The sequence below is a fragment of the Mycobacterium sp. BMJ-28 genome (genome assembly GCF_054404835.1).
In genome coordinates this window covers 2,847,873-2,865,658 of record NZ_CM136783.1, presented here as the reverse complement: position 1 = coordinate 2,865,658, position 17,786 = coordinate 2,847,873, and the positions used below count along the sequence as shown (strand labels likewise).

Below are 17,786 nucleotides of genomic sequence, written 5' to 3'. Positions count from 1 at the left end.
GGGCGGTGAACCTAGACTGACCGGGTGAGGTTTCTTGACGGGCACACGCCGCCGTACGACTTGACCTATAACGACGTCTTCGTGGTGCCCGGCCGGTCGCAGGTCGCATCGCGTTTCGACGTGGACTTGTCCACGGTGGACGGATCCGGCACCACCATCCCGGTGGTGGTGGCCAACATGACCGCGGTGGCCGGCCGCCGGATGGCCGAGACGGTGGCCCGCCGCGGCGGCATCGTGGTGCTGCCGCAGGACCTGCCGCTGTCCGCGGTCGCCGAGACCGTCGACTTCGTCAAGAGCCGCGACCTGGTGGCCGACACCCCGGTCACGCTGTCCCCCGACAGCGCGGTGTCGGATGCGCTGGCACTGATCCACAAGCGGGCCCACGGTGCCGCGGTCGTCGTCGACCGGAACCGCCCGGTCGGCATCATCACCGAGGCCGCCTGCGCCGGCGTCGACCGGTTCGCCCGGGTGCGTGATGTGGCGCTGACCGATTTCGTCACCGCCCCGGCCGGCACGGATCCGCGCAAGGTGTTCGACCTGCTCGAGCACGCCCCCGTCGGTGTCGCGGTGCTCACCGGAACCGACGGCGAACTGGCCGGCGTGCTCACCCGCACCGGCAGCATCCGGGCCGGTATCTACACCCCGGCCGTCGACGCCGACGGACGGTTGCGCATCGCCGCCGCCGTCGGGATCAACGGTGATGTCGCCGCCAAGGCGCGCGGGCTGGCAGGGGCCGGCGCCGACCTGCTCGTCATCGACACCGCGCACGGCCACCAGGCCAAGATGCTCGACGCCATCGCCACGGTGGCCGCCCTCGACCTCGGCCTGCCGATCGCGGCGGGCAATGTGGTGTCGGCCGCGGGGACCCGCGACCTGATCAACGCCGGCGCCACCATCGTCAAGGTCGGTGTCGGACCGGGCGCCATGTGCACCACCCGGATGATGACCGGCGTCGGGCGCCCGCAGTTCTCGGCCGTCGTCGAATGCGCCGCGGCGGCAAAGGAACTCGGCGCCCACGTGTGGGCCGACGGTGGGGTGCGGCACCCCCGGGACGTGGCACTGGCACTGGCCGCCGGCGCGTCCAACGTGATGATCGGCTCGTGGTTCGCCGGCACCTACGAATCCCCGGGTGACCTGCTGCGCGACCGCGACGGGCTGCTGTACAAGGAGAGCTACGGGATGGCCTCCAAGCGCGCGGTCGCCGCCCGCACCGCCGGTGACGGCGCGTTCGACCGGGCCCGCAAAGCGCTGTTCGAGGAGGGCATCTCGTCCTCGCGGATGGCCCTGGACCCCACCCGCGGTGGCGTCGAGGACCTGCTCGACCACATCACCTCCGGTGTGCGCAGCACCTGCACCTACGTCGGCGCGACCACGCTGCCCGAACTGCACGACAAGGTGATTCTCGGCGTGCAGTCGGCGGCCGGGTTCGCCGAAGGACATCCGCTGCCCAGCGGTTGGTGAACCTTCGCATCCGGTGCGGCAAGCTACCATTGAGGCTTCCCGGCGCCATCCACAGTGCGGCGCCGACCTGGCGAAAGGGAACCCGTGCCACAGGCACCCGTGGAAGCCCACGGCTCAGAATCGGGCTTCGGGCCTCAGGCACCTGCCCCGGACGCCGGCGATCCCGAGCCTTCCACTAGCCGGCCGGGCTGGCGGCCCGGCATCGGTGCGGTGAGGTCACGATGAGCCTCACCATGACCCTTCTCTCCCTGCTGGCGTTCATCGCGCTGACCGCAGGTACCGCGCTGTTCGTGGCGGCCGAATTCTCCCTCACCGCGCTGGAACGCAGCACCGTCGAGGCCAACGCCCGCACCGGCGGCCGGCGCGACGAGTTCATCCGTAAGGCGCACCGCAGCCTGTCGTTCCAGCTGTCCGGCGCCCAGCTCGGAATCTCGATCACCACCCTGGCCACCGGCTACCTGGCCGAACCGGTGGTCGCCCGGCTGTTGCACGCCCCGCTGGCGGCGATCCGCATCCCCGCCGACATGGTCGACGGCATCGCCCTGGTGCTGGCGCTGCTGATCGCCACCTCGGTGTCGATGATCTTCGGTGAATTGGTGCCCAAGAACCTCGCCGTCGCCAAGGCCCTGCCGACCGCACGCTTCGCCGCCGCCCCGCAGTGGTACTTCTCCAGGCTGCTGACGCCGGTGATCAACGCGACCAACGGCAGCGCCAACTGGATCCTGCGCAGGCTCGGCATCGAACCCGCCGAGGAACTGCGTTCCGCGCGCTCACCGCAGGAACTGGTGTCCCTGGTGCGTAATTCCGCGCGCAGCGGATCGCTGGACCCGGACACCGCGTTGCTGGTCGACCGGTCGCTGCAGTTCGGTGAGCGCTCGGCCGAGGAGCTGATGACCCCGCGCCAGCTGATCGAGACGCTGGAGGCCGACGACACCGTGGCCGACCTCGTCGAGGCCGCGATCCGCACCGGGCACTCCCGCTTCCCGATCGTCGAAGGCGACCTGGACCAGACCATCGGCATGGTGCACGTGAAGCAGGTCTTCGAAGTGCTGCCCGGCGAGCGGGCCGGCACCCGGCTGGCCGCGCTGGCTCTTCCCGTGCCGACGGTGCCATCCACCCTCGATGGCGACGCGGTGATGACCCAGATCCGGGCCAACGGCCTGCAGACCGCGATGGTGGTGGACGAATACGGCGGCACCGCAGGCATGGTCACGGTGGAGGACCTGATCGAGGAGATCGTCGGCGACGTCCGCGACGAACACGACGACGCCACCCCCGACGTGGTGCACGTGCGCACCGGTTGGCAGGTGTCCGGGCTGCTGCGCATCGACGAGGTCGACTCCGAGACACCGTTCCGCGCCCCACAGGGCGACTACGAGACCATCGGCGGGCTGGTGCTGCAAGAGCTGGGCCACATCCCCGACGTCGGCGAGACGGTGGAGTTGCGCGCCTTCGATCCCGACAGCGTGGACGACCCGGTGCGCTGGCAGGCCACCGTGCTGCGAATGGACGGCCGGCGCATCGACCTGCTGGAACTGACCGAAATCGGCCACCGGCACGACAACCAGGACGCGGGGTCCCAGCATGAGTGATCTGCTGGCCGTCGTGCTCACCGTGCTGTTGCTGGGCACCAACGCGTTCTTCGTCGGTGCCGAGTTCGCGCTCATCTCGGCCCGCCGCGACCGCCTCGAGGCGCTCGCCGAGCAGGGCAAGAAACGCGCCGTCACGGTGATGCACGCCGCGGAGAACCTGTCGCTGATGCTGGCCGGTGCACAGCTGGGCATCACCATCTGCTCGATCCTGCTGGGCCGTGTCGGTGAACCGGCCGTCGCGCATCTGCTGGAGAAACCGTTCGCGCTGCTGGGCATCGACGAGGCAGTGCTGCACAGCGTCTCGTTCGTGGTGGCGCTGGCAGTGGTGGTGACCCTGCACGTGCTGCTCGGTGAGATGGTGCCGAAGAACATCGCCATCGCCGGACCGGAGACCGCCGCGATGCTGCTGGTCCCGCCGTACCTGGCCTACATCAGGCTGGCCAAACCGTTCATCGCGTTCTACAACTGGGCGGCCAACAGCACGCTGCGCCTGGTGGGGGTGGAACCCAGGGACGAACTCGACGTCGCGGTGTCGACCGTCGAACTGTCGGAGATGATCGCCGAATCCCGCTCGGAGGGTCTGCTCGACCACGAGGAGCACACCCGGCTGACCCGGGCCCTGCAGATCCGCGATCGCTACGTCGTCGACGTGGCCATCCCGCTCCGCGAGATCCGCGCGATACCGGTGGCCGCTCCGGGCGCCGGGCCCACCGTCGGCGCCGTGCAGAGCGCACTCGCCGAGACCGGCTACTCCCGCTTCCCGGTGACCGACCACGGCGGGACGGTGCTCGGTTATCTGCACATCAAGGACGTGCTGGGCCTGGTCGACGATCCGGACGCGGTGCTCGACGCGACGATGGTGCGCCCGCTGATCAAGGTGCCCGCCTCGCTGTCGGTGCCCGAGGCGCTGTCCCGGATGCGCCGCAACAAGAGTCACCTGGCCGCGGTCACCACCGAGGACCGGATCACCGCGATGGTGGCGCTGGAAGATCTGGTCGAGGACCTGGTGGGTACCGTGCGCGACGGAACCCACCGTGTCTGACACCGCCACCCGCACCCTGCTCGGCGAAGCGCAGTGGACCGACCGGGAACGCCGGCACACCGAACGGGCCGAGCGGGTGCTCACCCCGCACCGCACCCGGGCCCGGGCCGGCGCCAAGCACCCGGTGTGGGATTTCCTGTTCACCTATTACAGCTTCCGGCCGCGCCAGCTGGCGGTGTGGCACCCCGGTTTCGGGACGGCGCTCGACGGCGCAGCCGCCGAGAAGTTCTTGGGCCGCACCGGCTACCGGCGCTGCGATTCGGCGGTCACGGTGAGTCCGGAGTTCCTGGCCGCCCGGCTGGCCACCGTCACCTTCGTCGCCGACCTGCTGACCGCCACCGCGAGCCGGCCGGCCCGGCTCAACTGCTTCGGCATGCACGAATGGGCGATGGCGTACCGCACCCGCGAGATTCGTCACGACGGCGTCCCACTGCGCCTCGGCCCGGCCGGCACCGACGCCGTGCTCGAATCGATGCCGTTGCGGTGCAGCCATTTCGATGCCTATCGCTTCTTCACGCCGGACGCCGTCGGACGCAACCATGAGCCGTTGAGCCGCGAAGACCAGCTGCGTCACGAGCAACCGGGCTGCGTGCACGCCAACATGGATCTGTACAAGTGGTGCTACAAGCTCGGCCCACTGGTGCCCTCCGAACTGCTGATGGACTGCCTGGAGCTGGCCCACACAGCGCGCCTGCTGGACATGCGGGCCAGCCCATACGACCTGCGCGCGTACGGCATCGCACCGATCGAGATCGAGACCGCGGCCGGGCGCACCGATTACGTCCGACACCAGCAGGAGGTGGCCCGCCGGGCCGCCGAACTGCGCGGCGCCGTGCGCGACCACTGTGTGGACCTGATCGCCGGGGCGGCCCGGTGAGACGAGCACTGGCGGCGCTGGCGGCGCTGGCCTCGGTGAGCGGCCTGCTCGGTGGCTGTGGTGCTCCCCCGGCGGCCAAGCCGACGCCGACCTTCGGTCCGGCGCTGCCAGGGGATTTCAGCGGTAGCGGCCCGGGCACGCTGGTGTCGGCCAACTCGCTGCCCAACCTCGACCACGAGGTGGCGGACAAGACCTCGGTGGCCGCCCGCATCGTCTACCTGTCGACGTCGGGCATCAGTGACACCCAGGTGAAGGCGACCGGCACCGTGCTGGTACCCAAAGGCGCGCCGCCGCCCGGCGGATGGCAGCTGGTGGTGCTGGCCCATCCCAATACCGGCAGCGAATCCGGCTGTGCGCCTTCACTTTCCCCGACCCTTCGCGGCCTGACGTTGACGGCCGAGACCTTCCTGCAGGCCGGCTATGTCGTCGCGGTGCCCGACTACCAGGGACTGGGCCTCGACGAGGATCCGCATCCGTTCCTGGATTCCACCACCGCCGGCTACAACGTGCTGGATGCGGTGCGCGCCACCGCCAAACTGGTGCCGGGCACCTCGGGTCGCTGGGCCGGCTACGGAACCGGACAAGGCGGCCAGGCGGTCTGGGCGGCCAACGAACTCGCGACCGACTACGGCGGCGCGGCACAGCTGGTGGGAGTGGTGGCCGCGGCACCCACCGCCGCCCTGGACGGCCTGGCCGACGCGGCGGCCACCGGCACCCTGAACAACGAGCAGATGCTGATCCTGCACCAGTACCTGTCCGCACTGGCCAACGAGTACACCGATTTCAGGATCGACGATTACCGGCACGGTGTGGTGAAGGCCAACTGGGACGCGCTCAGTGGCTGTATCGGCGGGACGTCGCCAGAGCGCACCAAGGTGATGGCCGAGATGACCCCGGCCGACCTGACCCCCTCGAGTTCCGATGCGACCGACGCGCTGCGCGGCTACCTGTTGAAGACGTCACTGCCGCAGGGGCCCACCGCCGCGCCGATGCTGGTGACCGCCGACCGGCCCGGCGGGCTGATCCCCCAGGCGTGGACCGACCGCGCCCTGAGCCGCGCATGTGGCATGGGTGACGTTGTGTCCTTCGGCACAGTCGCCGACGGCGATCCGGCCAGGGCGCTGGGCTGGATCACCGACCGGTTCAATTCGATTGCCGCCCAGAATGATTGCCCGCGGTAGCCACCGATCCAGCACATTTGTGCGGCGACACGTCGGCCGCGCCGGCGCCGGAGGTGCGCCGATGTCCCAGGCTATGTTTGAGACGTGACCGGCCTGTCGCTGACGCATGGATGGCTGCCGATCGTCATCCAGGCGATCACGGTGGCGGTCCTCGTCGTCGTGCTGTGGCGCACCTCGAGCCGGTTCTGGTTGCGCTGGATCCCATTGGGAATCGCCGTCGGCGCGGCCCTGGCCGGCGCCGCGTACTGGTTCGTCGACTCGCACGCCCTGGCCGACGAACCGGCCGGTCCTCTGTTGTGGCTGTGGATCGCCGCCACCGGCCTGGCGGTGGTCCTGACCGTCGCGCGCTGGCGCAGTGTGGGCTGGGTCCGGCGCGGCGCCGCCGTGGCCGCCATACCGCTGTGCGCGCTCTGTGTGGCCGTGACCGTCAACACCTGGACGGGTTACCTGCCCACGGTGGGCGCGGTCTCGGATCGGGTCACCGGCGCCCAGCTGCCCCACGAGGTCGACGAGGCGACGGTGCGCGAAATGCGCAGCCGCGGCGAGCGGCCCGCGCACGGGGTCATGGTGTCGGTCGCCATCCCCAGCGACGGCCCGGACGCCTCCGGCTTCCGGCACCGCGACGAGCTGGTGTACCTGCCGCCGGCCTGGTTCGCCAGCGACCCTCCCCCGGCGCTGCCCGCGGTGGTGATGGCCGGCGGCGAGTTCGGCACGCCACGCGATTGGCCCAGCACGGGCGACGCCAGGGCCACCGCCGACGCCTTCGCCGCGGCGCACGCCGGCAACGCGCCCATTCTGGTGTTCATCGACACCAGTGGTGATTTCACCAACGACACCGAATGCGTGAACGGCCCACGCGGTAACGCCGCCGACCACCTGACCAAGGACGTGCTGCCGTTCGTCATCTCCCGGTTCGGCGCCAGCGCGCAGGCCGCGAACTGGGGCATCGCCGGCTGGTCGGCGGGGGGCACCTGCGCGCTGACCACCACGCTGATGCACCCGGACAAGTTCAGCGCATTCCTCGACATCGACGGCCAGATCGGCCCCAACGCCGGCTCCAAGAAGCAGACAGTGGCGCGGCTGTTCGGCGGCGACCTGGACGCCTACCTGTCCTTCGACCCGCAGACCGTGATGGCCCGGCACGGCCCATACGACGGCGTCGCGGCCTGGTTCGCGGTCTCCGGGCCGGGCCAGCCGACGCACCGTCGCGCGGCGGCGACGGACACCCCGGTCGCGCCGGTGGACCCGGACGCCATCGCCACCGAGCACGGTGCGGTCGCACAGCACCTGTGTTCGATGGCCAGCGGCTACGGCATCGAGTGCGCGGTGGTGCCGGACAACGGCGACCACAGCTTCACCACCGCCGCCCGGGTGTTCGCCGATGCGCTGCCCTGGCTGGCCGGACGGTTGGGAACACCTCAAGTTCCAGTGGTAGCGCTACCGGGCGCGCCACAATGACGGCACCGATGTGGCGGGTCCCACGACGCAGGTGCTGCGTATCTGACCGCGGTTACTCGCGGGTAAACTTGCTCGACGCTTAATGGGAGGAAATATGACCGAGCGCGTGACCGTCGGCAATCTTCGGGTCGCCAAGGTGCTGTACGACTTCATCACCGATGAGGCGCTGCCGGGTACCGGTGTGGACCCCGACAGCTTCTGGGCGGGTGTGGACAAGGTAGTCACCGACCTGGCACCGAAGAACGAGGACCTGCTGGCCCGCCGTGACGATCTGCAGGCGCAGATCGACAAATGGCATCGCGCCCGGGTGATCGGCGAGTTCGACGCCGCCGGCTACAAGGCCTTCCTCGCCGAGATCGGCTACCTGCAGCCCGAACCCGCGGACTTCACCATCACCACCTCCGGTGTCGACACCGAGATCACCAGCACGGCAGGCCCGCAGTTGGTGGTGCCGATCCTCAACGCCCGGTTCGCGCTGAACGCCGCCAATGCCCGGTGGGGCTCGCTGTACGACGCGCTCTACGGCACCAACGTGATCAGCGAAGAGGGCGGCGCCGAGAAGGGCTCGTCGTACAACCGGGTGCGCGGCGACAAGGTCATCGCGTACGCCCGCAACTTCCTGGACCAGGCCGTCCCGCTGGCCGAAGGTTCCTGGGCCGACATCGCCGAAGTGAAGATCACCGACGGCGTGTTGTCCCCGACGCTCGCCGACCCCGATCAGTTCGTCGGGTACACCGGCGAACTCGGCTCCCCGGCGTGGTCGGTGCTGCTGGTCAACCATGGCCTGCACATCGAGATCCTGGTCGACCCGAAGTCGCCCGTCGGCTCGACGGACAAGGCCGGCATCAAGGACGTCGTGCTGGAGTCGGCGATCACCACGATCATGGACTTCGAGGACTCGGTGGCCGCCGTCGACGCCGAGGACAAGGTGCTCGGGTACCGCAACTGGCTCGGCCTGAACCGCGGTGACCTGGCCGAGGAGGTCAGCAAGGGCGGCAAGTCCTTCACCCGCGTGCTCAACCCCGACCGGACCTTCACCACCCCCGACGGTGCCGGCGAGTTGACCCTGCCGGGTCGCAGCCTGCTGTTCGTCCGCAACGTCGGACACCTGATGACCAACGACGCCATCACCGTGGGCGACGAAGGCACGGAGGTTCCGGAGGGCATCCAGGACGCGCTGTTCACCGGCCTGATCGCCATCCACGGGCTGAAGGACGGCTCGGAGAACGACGGCGCCAACGGTCCCCACAAGAACAGCCGCACCGGTTCGGTGTACATCGTGAAGCCCAAGATGCACGGTCCCGACGAGGTCGCGTTCACCTGCGAACTGTTCAGCCGCGTCGAGGATGTGCTGGGCCTGCCGCAGGCCACCCTCAAGGTCGGCATCATGGACGAGGAGCGGCGCACCACGCTGAACCTGAAGGCGTGCATCCAGGCCGCCGCCAATCGGGTGGTGTTCATCAACACCGGCTTCCTGGACCGCACCGGCGACGAGATCCACACCTCGATGGAGGCCGGCCCGATGATCCGCAAGGGCGCCATGAAGTCCCAGCCGTGGATCAAGGCCTACGAGGACGCCAACGTCGATGTCGGTCTGGCCACCGGTCTGTCCGGCCGCGCCCAGATCGGTAAGGGCATGTGGGCGATGACCGATCTGATGGCCGAGATGGTCGAGCAGAAGATCGGCCAGCCCAGGGCCGGCGCCACCACCGCGTGGGTGCCGTCCCCGACGGCGGCCACCCTGCACGCCATGCACTACCACGAGGTCGATGTGTACGCGGTGCAGGCCGAACTGCAGGGCAAGACCCGTGCCGGCATCGACGAACTGCTCACCATCCCGCTGTCCGGTGAGCTGGCCTGGGCGCCGGAGGAGATCCGCGAGGAGGTGGACAACAACTGCCAGTCCATCCTCGGCTACGTGGTCCGCTGGATCGACGCCGGTGTCGGCTGCTCGAAAGTGCCCGACATCCACGATGTCGCGCTGATGGAAGACCGCGCCACCCTGCGCATCTCCAGCCAGCTGCTGGCCAACTGGCTGCGCCACGGTGTCATCACCGAAGATGACGTGAAGGCCAGCCTGCGCCGGATGGCGGCCGTGGTCGACGGGCAGAACGCGGGCGATCCCGACTACCTGCCGATGGCCCCGGACCCGGATGCCAGTATTGCCTTCCAGGCCGCGCAGGAACTGGTGCTGTCCGGTGCGCAACAGCCCAACGGCTACACCGAACCGATCCTGCACCGGCGCCGTCGGGAGTTCAAAGCCCGCGCCGCCACCAGGTGACTCGATAGCGGCTGGGCCCGAAGACCATTCGACGACGAGCACGAAGGTGAGGAATGGGCAGGCACAGCATTCCCGGACCGGACGATCCCGCCGACGACTTCGGGGACCCCGGCTTCGGCCAGGGTTCGCCACCCGAGGATCCGGCCGGCGACAACGGCGGGTTCTTCGCCGGTGACGACGGCCGTTTCTCCGACGACGAGCCGCCCACCCGGGCGCTGACGACGACGGGATCCCAGCGCACTTGGGACTCCGGCGAGTGGACCGGAAGCCACCGGGCCATCACCCCCGGGCGGCGCAAGGTCAGCCCGGCGGTCATCGCCGCACTGGTCACCGTCGTGGTGGTGGTCGGCGCGTTCATCCTGTGGCGATTCTTCGGCGATGCGCTGTCCAGTCGTAGCCAGGAGGCGGCGGCCAGGTGTGTCGAGGGTGAGGTCACCGTCTCGGTGCTGGCCGACCCGACGATCGCCGATCAGGTCCGCACCCTTGCCGAGACGTACACCAAGAACGCCGCCCCGGTGGGCGACAAGTGCGTGAAGGTGGCGGTGCGGCCGGCCGATTCCGATGCCGTCGTCAACGGTTTCGTCGGGCAGTGGCCCGCCGACCTCGGTGACCGGCCGGCGCTGTGGATCCCGGCCAGCACGGTGTCCCAGGCCCGGCTGGAAAGCGCCGCCGGCGCCAAGACGGTGAGCAACAGCCGGCCGCTGGTCACTTCCCCGGTTCTGCTGGCCATCCGCCCCGAGCTGAAACCCGCCTTGTCGCAGCAGAACTGGTCGACGTTGCCGGCGTTGCAGGGCAACCCGGCCGCGCTGGACTCCAGCCTGTCGGGTTGGGGTTCACTCAAGCTGGCGCTACCGCTGACCGGTAACGCCGATGCCACCTATCTGGCCGCCGAGGCGGTGGCCGCCGCGTCGGCTCCCGAAGGCGCCCCGGCCACCGCCGGGGTGGGTGCGGTGCACACGTTGCTGGCCGGAGCACCCAAGCTCGCCGACACCAATGCGGTCACCGCGCTGGACGCGTTGGTGAACGCCGCCAACCCGGCCGGCGCCCCGGTGCACGCGGTGGTGACCACCGAGCAACAGTTGTTCAAGCGCGGCGCCGACCTGTCCGACGCCGCCCAGAAACTGAGCTCGTGGACGCCACCGGGGCCCGCGGCGGTCGCCGACTATCCGGCGGTGCTGCTCGGCGGTGACTGGCTGTCCCAGGAGCAGATGGGCGCGGCCAGCGAATTCGACCGGTTCATGCGCAAACCCGAGCAGCTGGCGGCGTTCGCCAAGGCCGGGTTCCGGGCCGAGGGGGCGCCGGCTCCGCAGAGTCCGGTGACCGATTTCGCTCCGGTCGGCCAGCCGCTCTCGGTCGGCGACAGCGAGACCAGGGCCACCATGGCCGCGGGTCTCAGCGCCCCCGCACAGGGCCAGACGGTGACGATCATGCTGGACCAGTCGATGAACGCCGACGAGGGCGGCAAGAGCCGGCTGGCCAACGTGGCGGCCGCCCTGAACGCGCGGCTGCAGGCCCTGGCGCCGACATCGGCGGTCGGCCTGTGGACCTTCGACGGGGTGGCGGGCAGATCCGAGGTCAGCACCGGGCCACTCGGCGACCCCGTCGCCGGCCAGCCCCGCTCGGCCGTCCTCAAATCGAGCCTGGACGCCCAATCCGCATCCGGCGGTGGCGCGGTGTCCTTCACCACCCTGCGGCTGATCTACGGTGATGCGCTGTCCGGTTTCCGTGAGGGGCAGCCCAATTCGGTCCTGGTGATCACCGCGGGCCCGCACACCGACCAGAGCCTGGATGGCAGCGGGCTGGTCGACTACATCAAGGGTGCGGCCAACCCGGCCCGCCCGGTCGCGGTCAACGTCATCGACTTCGGGGCCGATCAGGACCGCGCCACCTGGGAGGCGGTCGCCCAGGCCAGCGGCGGCCAATACCAGAACGTGGCGAACTCGGCGGGTCCCGAGTTGGCGGCGGCGCTGGCCGCGGTACTGGGCTAGGCGAACGCCTCCACCGGCGGGCAGGAGCACACCAGGTTGCGGTCACCGAAGGCCGCGTCGATGCGCCGGACCGGCGGCCACACCTTCGGGCGGAAGTCCTTGCCCAGCGGGTAGGCCGCCTCCTCACGGGTGTACGGGTGCGACCACTCGGACACCAGCAGGCTCTCGGCGGTGTGCGGGGCGCCGCGCAGCGGATTGTCCTCTTTCGCCCACGCCCCCGATCCGACCTTGTCGATCTCGGCGCGGATGGCGATCATGGCGTCGCAGAACGCGTCCACCTCGGCCAGGTCCTCGCTCTCGGTGGGCTCCACCATCAGCGTTCCGGCGACCGGGAAGCTCATGGTCGGCGCGTGAAAACCGAAGTCGGCCAACCGTTTCGCGACATCATCGACGGTGACGCCGGTGGCCTTGGTGATGCCGTTGAGATCCAGGATGCACTCGTGGGCGACCATGCCGTTCTCCCCGGTGTAGAGCACCGGGTAGTACTCGTCGAGGCGGCGGGCCACATAGTTGGCCGAGGCGATCGCGGTCAGCGACGCCTTGCGCAGCCCGGCTCCACCCATCATCCGGATATAGGCCCAGGTGATCGGCAGAATCGAGGCCGACCCGTACGGTGCCGCCGAAACGGTGTACGTGTCGGTCAATTCCCCGGCCAGCGGATGACCGGGCAGGTACGGCGCCAGATGCGCGCGCACCGCCACCGGTCCCACACCCGGACCGCCGCCGCCGTGCGGGATGCAGAACGTCTTGTGCAGGTTCAGGTGGCTGACGTCACCCCCGAAGCGACCCGGCCGGGCCAGGCCGACCAGCGCATTGAGGTTGGCCCCGTCGATGTACACCTGGCCGCCGGCATCATGGGTCGCCGCGCAGATCTCGGCCACATCATGCTCATACACGCCGTGCGTCGACGGATACGTGATCATCAGCGCCGCAAGGTTTTCCGCGTGCTGCGCGATCTTGGCCCGCAGGTCGTCGAGGTCGACGTCACCGTTGGGTCGGCAGGCCACCACCACGACGCGCATCCCGGCGAGCGCCGCCGACGCGGCATTGGTGCCATGGGCACTGGACGGGATGAGGCACACATCGCGCTGCCCCTGGCCGCGCTCGGCGTGATAGGCCGCGATCGCCAGCAGGCCGGCGTACTCCCCCTGCGAGCCGGCGTTCGGCTGCAGCGAGATCTCGTCGTACCCGGTGATACCGGTCAGCCAGTCCTGCAGGTCGGCGATCAGGCGGCGCAGGCCCGGGGTGTCCGACGCCGGGCCGAACGGGTGCTGCCGCGCGAACTCCGGCCAGGTGATCGGCTCCATCTCCGCGGCCGCATTCAGTTTCATCGTGCAGGATCCGAGCGGGATCATGGTGCGATCCAGGGCCAGGTCCTTGTCGGCCAGCGAGCGCAGGTAGCGCATCATCGCGGTCTCGGTGCGGTACCGGGTGAAGGCCGGGTGGGTGAGGAAGCTGGAGGTTCTGGCGGTGCGGTCGATCGGGTCGTTGCCGGCGGCGCCGGCCGGGTTGACTACGCCGGCGGCCGGCGCCGGCGCGGCCCCGAACGAATCCAGCACCGCGGCGACGTGCGCCTCGGTGGTGGCCTCGTCGCAGGCGATCGACACGTGATCGGCGTCCACCCGCCACAGATTGATCCCGTGCGACTTGGCCGCGGCGACAATCGCGTCGGCGCGACCGGGTACCCGGGCCAGCACGGTGTCGAAGAAACTCTCGTGCACCAGCGCGTCGCCCAGGGCGCCCGCCACGGCGGCGGCCCGGCCGTGTACGCGCCGGGCGATCGCGGCCAGCCCGTCGGCGCCGTGGTAGCTGGCGTACATGGCCGCCATCACCGCGAGCAGCACCTGGGCGGTGCAGATGTTGCTGGTGGCCTTGTCCCGGCGGATGTGCTGTTCGCGGGTCTGCAGGCTCAACCGGTAGGCCGGGTTGCCGTCGGCATCCTGCGAGACGCCCACCAGCCGGCCCGGCAGCTGGCGGGCGTGCTTGGTGTGCACCGCCAGGTATCCGGCGTGCGGTCCGCCGAAGCCCATCGGCACACCGAAGCGCTGGGTGGTGCCGAAGGCGACATCGGCGCCGATATCCCCGGGCGGGGCGATCAGGGTGAGTGCCAGCAGGTCGGCACCGACGGCCACCAGCGCACCGCGCTCATGGGCCTGGGCCACCAGCTCGGTCCAGTCGTCGACCCGGCCACTGGCGCCGGGCAGCTGCACGATGACACCGAAGAAGTCCCCTTCGGGCAGGCCGGCGCGCAGATCTGCGGTGACGATCTCGATGCCCAGCGGCTCGGCGCGGGTGGCGATCACCGCCGCGGTCTGGGCGTACACATCGGAGTCGACGGCCAACCGGTTCGACGGACCCTTCCCCGCGCGGTGCATCAGTGTCATCGCCTCGGCGGCGGCGGTTCCCTCGTCCAGCATCGACGCGTTGGCCACGTCCAGCCCGGTCAGGTCGCTGACCATGGTCTGGAAGTTCAGCAGCGCTTCGAGGCGGCCCTGGCTGATCTCGGGCTGGTACGGGGTGTAGGCGGTGTACCAGGCCGGGTTCTCAAGAATGTTGCGCCGCAGCACTGGTGGCGTCAGCGTGTCGAAATAGCCCTGCCCGATCATCGAGATGGCCACGGTGTTGGAGTCGGCCAGCGCACGCAGCTCGGCGAGGGATTCCTCTTCGGTGGCCGGCGCAGGCAACCGGTCCAGGCCGGGAGCCAGCCCGTCCCCGGACACCGCGTCCAGGATGCCGGCCGGCAGCGCCTTCTCGGCCAGTTCGTCGAGTGAATCGACGCCGATGACCTCGAGCATCCTGGCGATGGCGGCGGCGTCAGGGCCGATGTGACGATCGGCGAAACCGGAGTGCACGGACACGAGAATCTCCCCTGGTTCGCGGGCGCGGGACGCGCGCGCAAAGACGCGTCCTCTCCCTCTGTCGGGGCGCCTGAGAGATTCGGCCGCCATGAGCGGCCTTTCCCCATGGGCGGGCGCGCTCATAGACGCGCCGCTTTCCAGAGGCATCGGGGCCGTCCGCGGTCCGGGGTGCCTGAGAGGTTGACGGAGAGGTGTTGCTCCTTCGGCGCCCGTGACTGGCCGTCACGGAACTCTCCCGCGCAAGGGCGATGCGGCCCCTATGCTAGCCGATCTTGCGGTCGCGGGTCTTACGCCGCGTTGCCAACTCGTCCTCGGGCGCGGCGATCGACTCGCCGCCGTCGGCGCGCTCACCCGGGAAGTCGGCGATGGCGCCGGTGAGTTCCCGCATCGCACCCGAGACGGCGATACCGAACACACCCTGGCCGCCCTGCAACAGATCGACGACCTCTTCGGCCGACGTGCACTCGTAGACGGTGGTGCCGTCGGAGAACAAGGTGATGTTCGCCAGGTCCTGCACACCGCGCTGGCGCAGATGGTCGACGGCCACCCGGATGTTGTGCAGCGAGATGCCGGTGTCGAGCAGGCGCTTGACGATCTTCAGGACCAGGATGTCCTTGAAGGAGTACAGCCGCTGGCTGCCGGAGCCGGCCGCGCCGCGGATCGAGGGCACCACCAGCGAGGTGCGCGCCCAGTAGTCGAGCTGGCGGTAGGTGATACCGGCGATCTGGCAGGCGCTGGGCCCGCGGTAACCGACCAGCTCATCCGGTACCGAGTCGTCGGGGAAAAGGCGTCCCTGCACGGGTTCGCCGACGCTGCCGGTCACCCCCGGCACCGGGCCGCTGGTGGTGGACAGATCCAACTCCCCCTGATGTGGCGCGCGTGGCGTGTCGCCCACAGTCCATCCTCTCCGCCGATCGATTCCGACCACCTGACCTGCACAGCGTCACGTTTGCTCGGTTTCGAATGTGTCGAGCATACGCTCAACACGGTGCCGTTACTGCTCGTCGTCGATCAAAGTATGGCTGCCCGTTTCTCAGTCACCTCACACACGACCCGCGTGTCGACGTCACGAGACGCATCCGTGATCTAGGTGGCCTTGAAGTCGTCCGGCGACACGCTGTCGAGGAATTCCTTGAACTTCTCCACCTCGTCCTCGCGCACCGCGCCGGTGGGTTCGTCGTCGCTCTCGTCCGGGATCAGCAACCCGGCCTCGGCCAGTACCGCTTCCTCGACATAGATCGGGACGCCGACGCGCAGCGCGATCGCCACCGAGTCCGACGGGCGCGCCGACACCTTGATATCGCGGTCGAAGATCAGGTCGGCGTAGAACGTGCCTTCCTGCAGATCGACGATGCGCACCTCTTTGAGCGAATGCCCAAGCGCGGCAATCAGATCCCGGATCAAATCGTGGGTCAGCGGCCGACTCGGCTCGACCCCCTGCTGCTCTGCCGCAATGGCGGCCGCCTCCGACTGGCCGATCCAGATCGGCAGGTAGCGGTCGCCATTGGACTCGCGCAGCAGCAGCACCGGCTGATTCTGGGGCTGCTCCACGCGGATACCGACTACCCGAACCTCACCCATCTGCGTCTGCCCTCCACGACGATGCCGTCACCGAAAAGTCTAGTCCTCAGCGATCGAGAACGTCGCGCACAGCCGATTTGATCAGCGACGTGTGCAACGTGATCGCCAGCGCGGCCACCTCGCGGGCCAGGTCGTCGGCCCGGTCCCGGGCGCCGGCGTTGCCCGCCGCGGCCACCGGGCCGGCGATCTGCGCGATCAGGTCCGATTGCCGGTCGGCGGCCGACCGGAAGGCGCGCAGGTGCCGCGGCTCGACGCCGTAGTCGGCCAGTGCCCGGGCGCACTGGGCGATCAGCACCGAATGCTCGTCGAAGAAACCGGCGGGGCCGGGCCGGATGATGCCGGCCGTCACCAGGGCCGCCAGCAGTGCGCCGTCCACCCCGGACCGGGCCAGCAGATCCTCGCGGGACAGCCGGACCTGTGCCGGCGCCACGGCGGTGGCATCGTGGCCGGCTTCGGCCCGGGCGACCGCCACCGGCACCAAACGCGGTACCGCATAAGTCGATCCGCTCGAGGGCAGCTCACCGTCGGGCAGGGCGTCCAGTTGCGCCTTGATCACCTTCAGCGGCAGATACTGATCGCGTTGCGCGGTCAGGATGAAGCGCAGCCGCGCGCAGTCGTAGGCCGTGAACCGCCGGTATCCCGCCGCCGAGCGATCCGGCGTGACCAGTCCCTCGGCTTCCAGGAACCGGATCTTCGAGATGGTCACATCCGGGAAGTCGGGGCGCAGCAAGTCCAGCACCGCTCCGATCGACATCCCGGTGAATCCCGGGTCCGGCTGGCTCATCGTCTTATCGTCTGACGTGACGCTTCGGCGCGGCCGTCAGGCGTCGTCGGACTTGGGTCCGGTCAGGAATACCAGCCGGAACTTGCCGATCTGAACTTCGTCGCCGTTGGCCAGCACCGCCGAGTCGACGGGCTCGCGGTTGACGTAGGTGCCGTTGAGGCTGCCTACGTCGACCACCTGGAATTCACCGGTTTCCAGCCGGAACTCGGCATGGCGACGGCTGACGGTCACGTCGTCGAGGAAGATGTCGCTGTCGGGGTGCCGGCCGGCCGAGGTGGTGGGCTGGTCGAGCAGGAAGCGGGAGCCTGCATTGGGCCCGCGCTTGACGACCAGCAGTGCCGACCCGGCGGGAAGTCCCTCGACACCCGACACGGAGCTGTCGCTGCTCGTCGCCGCCGGTGCATCCAATTCGTTCAGGAAATCAGCGCGGAATACCGATGTCGTCTCCACGGTGACTTCGTCAGACGTCTGGTCGGCCCCGGTATTACTGTTCTCCGTCACCCGCTGCTCCTCTACTGGCTGCTGTGGCGTGCTGCCCGACGGCCGGGCGGTGATCCCAGCCGTCATGCGACTGATGTCGACCGTACCGCGCCGCGCACCCCGCTGGGTCCGCCACGGCCGATCCGGTCACCCGGACTTGGCGCACGCCTGTTGATGCCTGTCGGTCATCTGAACCGATCGGC

General features: G+C 69.5%; 13 protein-coding genes and 1 riboswitch. Of the genes, 8 read left to right on the top strand and 5 right to left on the bottom strand.

Features of this window, described 5'->3' with window-relative positions; translation table 11 throughout:
- Window positions 1–24 precede the first annotated feature (24 nt).
- The 8 genes from ACXPWS_RS14155 (at window position 25) to ACXPWS_RS14120 (ending at window position 11,880) form a co-directional block, all read left to right on the top strand.
- Entirely contained in the window at window positions 25–1,461 is a 1,437-nt protein-coding gene (locus ACXPWS_RS14155; RefSeq protein WP_458713017.1) for a GuaB1 family IMP dehydrogenase-related protein, read from the top strand.
- A 221-nt stretch (window positions 1,462–1,682) separates the two neighbouring features.
- Entirely contained in the window at window positions 1,683–3,053 is a 1,371-nt protein-coding gene (locus tag ACXPWS_RS14150) for a hemolysin family protein (RefSeq protein ID WP_458713016.1), read from the top strand.
- Window positions 3,046–4,095: a hemolysin family protein gene (locus ACXPWS_RS14145; protein ID WP_458713015.1), complete on the top strand. Its 1,050-nt coding sequence runs from the start codon at window positions 3,046–3,048 to the stop codon at window positions 4,093–4,095. The genes ACXPWS_RS14150 and ACXPWS_RS14145 overlap by 8 nt, the downstream gene beginning before the upstream one ends.
- Entirely contained in the window at window positions 4,088–4,972 is an 885-nt protein-coding gene (locus tag ACXPWS_RS14140; protein WP_458713014.1) for a 3-methyladenine DNA glycosylase, read from the top strand. The genes ACXPWS_RS14145 and ACXPWS_RS14140 overlap by 8 nt, the downstream gene beginning before the upstream one ends.
- A complete protein-coding gene (locus ACXPWS_RS14135; protein WP_458713013.1) occupies window positions 4,969–6,153 on the top strand; it encodes a lipase family protein in 1,185 nt (394 codons plus the stop codon). The genes ACXPWS_RS14140 and ACXPWS_RS14135 overlap by 4 nt, the downstream gene beginning before the upstream one ends.
- Window positions 6,154–6,237: 84 nt before the next feature.
- Entirely contained in the window at window positions 6,238–7,611 is a 1,374-nt protein-coding gene (locus ACXPWS_RS14130) for an alpha/beta hydrolase (RefSeq protein ID WP_458713012.1), read from the top strand.
- A 94-nt stretch (window positions 7,612–7,705) separates the two neighbouring features.
- On the top strand, window positions 7,706–9,892 hold the full coding sequence (locus ACXPWS_RS14125; protein ID WP_458713011.1) for a malate synthase G: 2,187 nt from the start codon (window positions 7,706–7,708) through the stop codon (window positions 9,890–9,892).
- Between the two features lie 53 nt (window positions 9,893–9,945).
- A complete protein-coding gene (locus ACXPWS_RS14120) occupies window positions 9,946–11,880 on the top strand; it encodes a vWA domain-containing protein (RefSeq protein ID WP_458713010.1) in 1,935 nt (644 codons plus the stop codon).
- On the opposite strand, the gene gcvP is transcribed toward ACXPWS_RS14120, so the two are convergent.
- The 5 genes from gcvP to garA all read right to left on the bottom strand — a co-directional run bounded on the left by gcvP (window position 11,877) and on the right by garA (window position 17,604).
- Window positions 11,877–14,738, bottom strand: coding sequence for an aminomethyl-transferring glycine dehydrogenase (gene gcvP / locus ACXPWS_RS14115; protein ID WP_458713009.1), 2,862 nt, complete (start codon window positions 14,736–14,738; stop codon window positions 11,877–11,879). The two genes, ACXPWS_RS14120 and gcvP, sit on opposite strands and share 4 nt — an antisense overlap.
- A gap of 48 nt (window positions 14,739–14,786) precedes the next feature.
- A riboswitch (glycine riboswitch) is annotated at window positions 14,787–14,889 on the bottom strand.
- Window positions 14,890–15,000: 111 nt separating this feature from the next.
- Complete coding sequence (locus ACXPWS_RS14110) at window positions 15,001–15,633, bottom strand: MerR family transcriptional regulator (protein WP_458713008.1); 633 nt, start codon at window positions 15,631–15,633, stop codon at window positions 15,001–15,003.
- Window positions 15,634–15,824: 191 nt separating this feature from the next.
- On the bottom strand, window positions 15,825–16,319 hold the full coding sequence (locus ACXPWS_RS14105) for a bifunctional nuclease family protein (RefSeq protein WP_458713007.1): 495 nt from the start codon (window positions 16,317–16,319) through the stop codon (window positions 15,825–15,827).
- A gap of 46 nt (window positions 16,320–16,365) precedes the next feature.
- Window positions 16,366–17,103, bottom strand: coding sequence for a transcriptional regulator FtsR (gene ftsR, locus ACXPWS_RS14100; RefSeq protein ID WP_458713006.1), 738 nt, complete (start codon window positions 17,101–17,103; stop codon window positions 16,366–16,368).
- Window positions 17,104–17,139: 36 nt separating this feature from the next.
- Window positions 17,140–17,604: a glycogen accumulation regulator GarA gene (gene garA / locus ACXPWS_RS14095; protein WP_090360921.1), complete on the bottom strand. Its 465-nt coding sequence runs from the start codon at window positions 17,602–17,604 to the stop codon at window positions 17,140–17,142.
- Window positions 17,605–17,786: the final 182 nt, after the last annotated feature.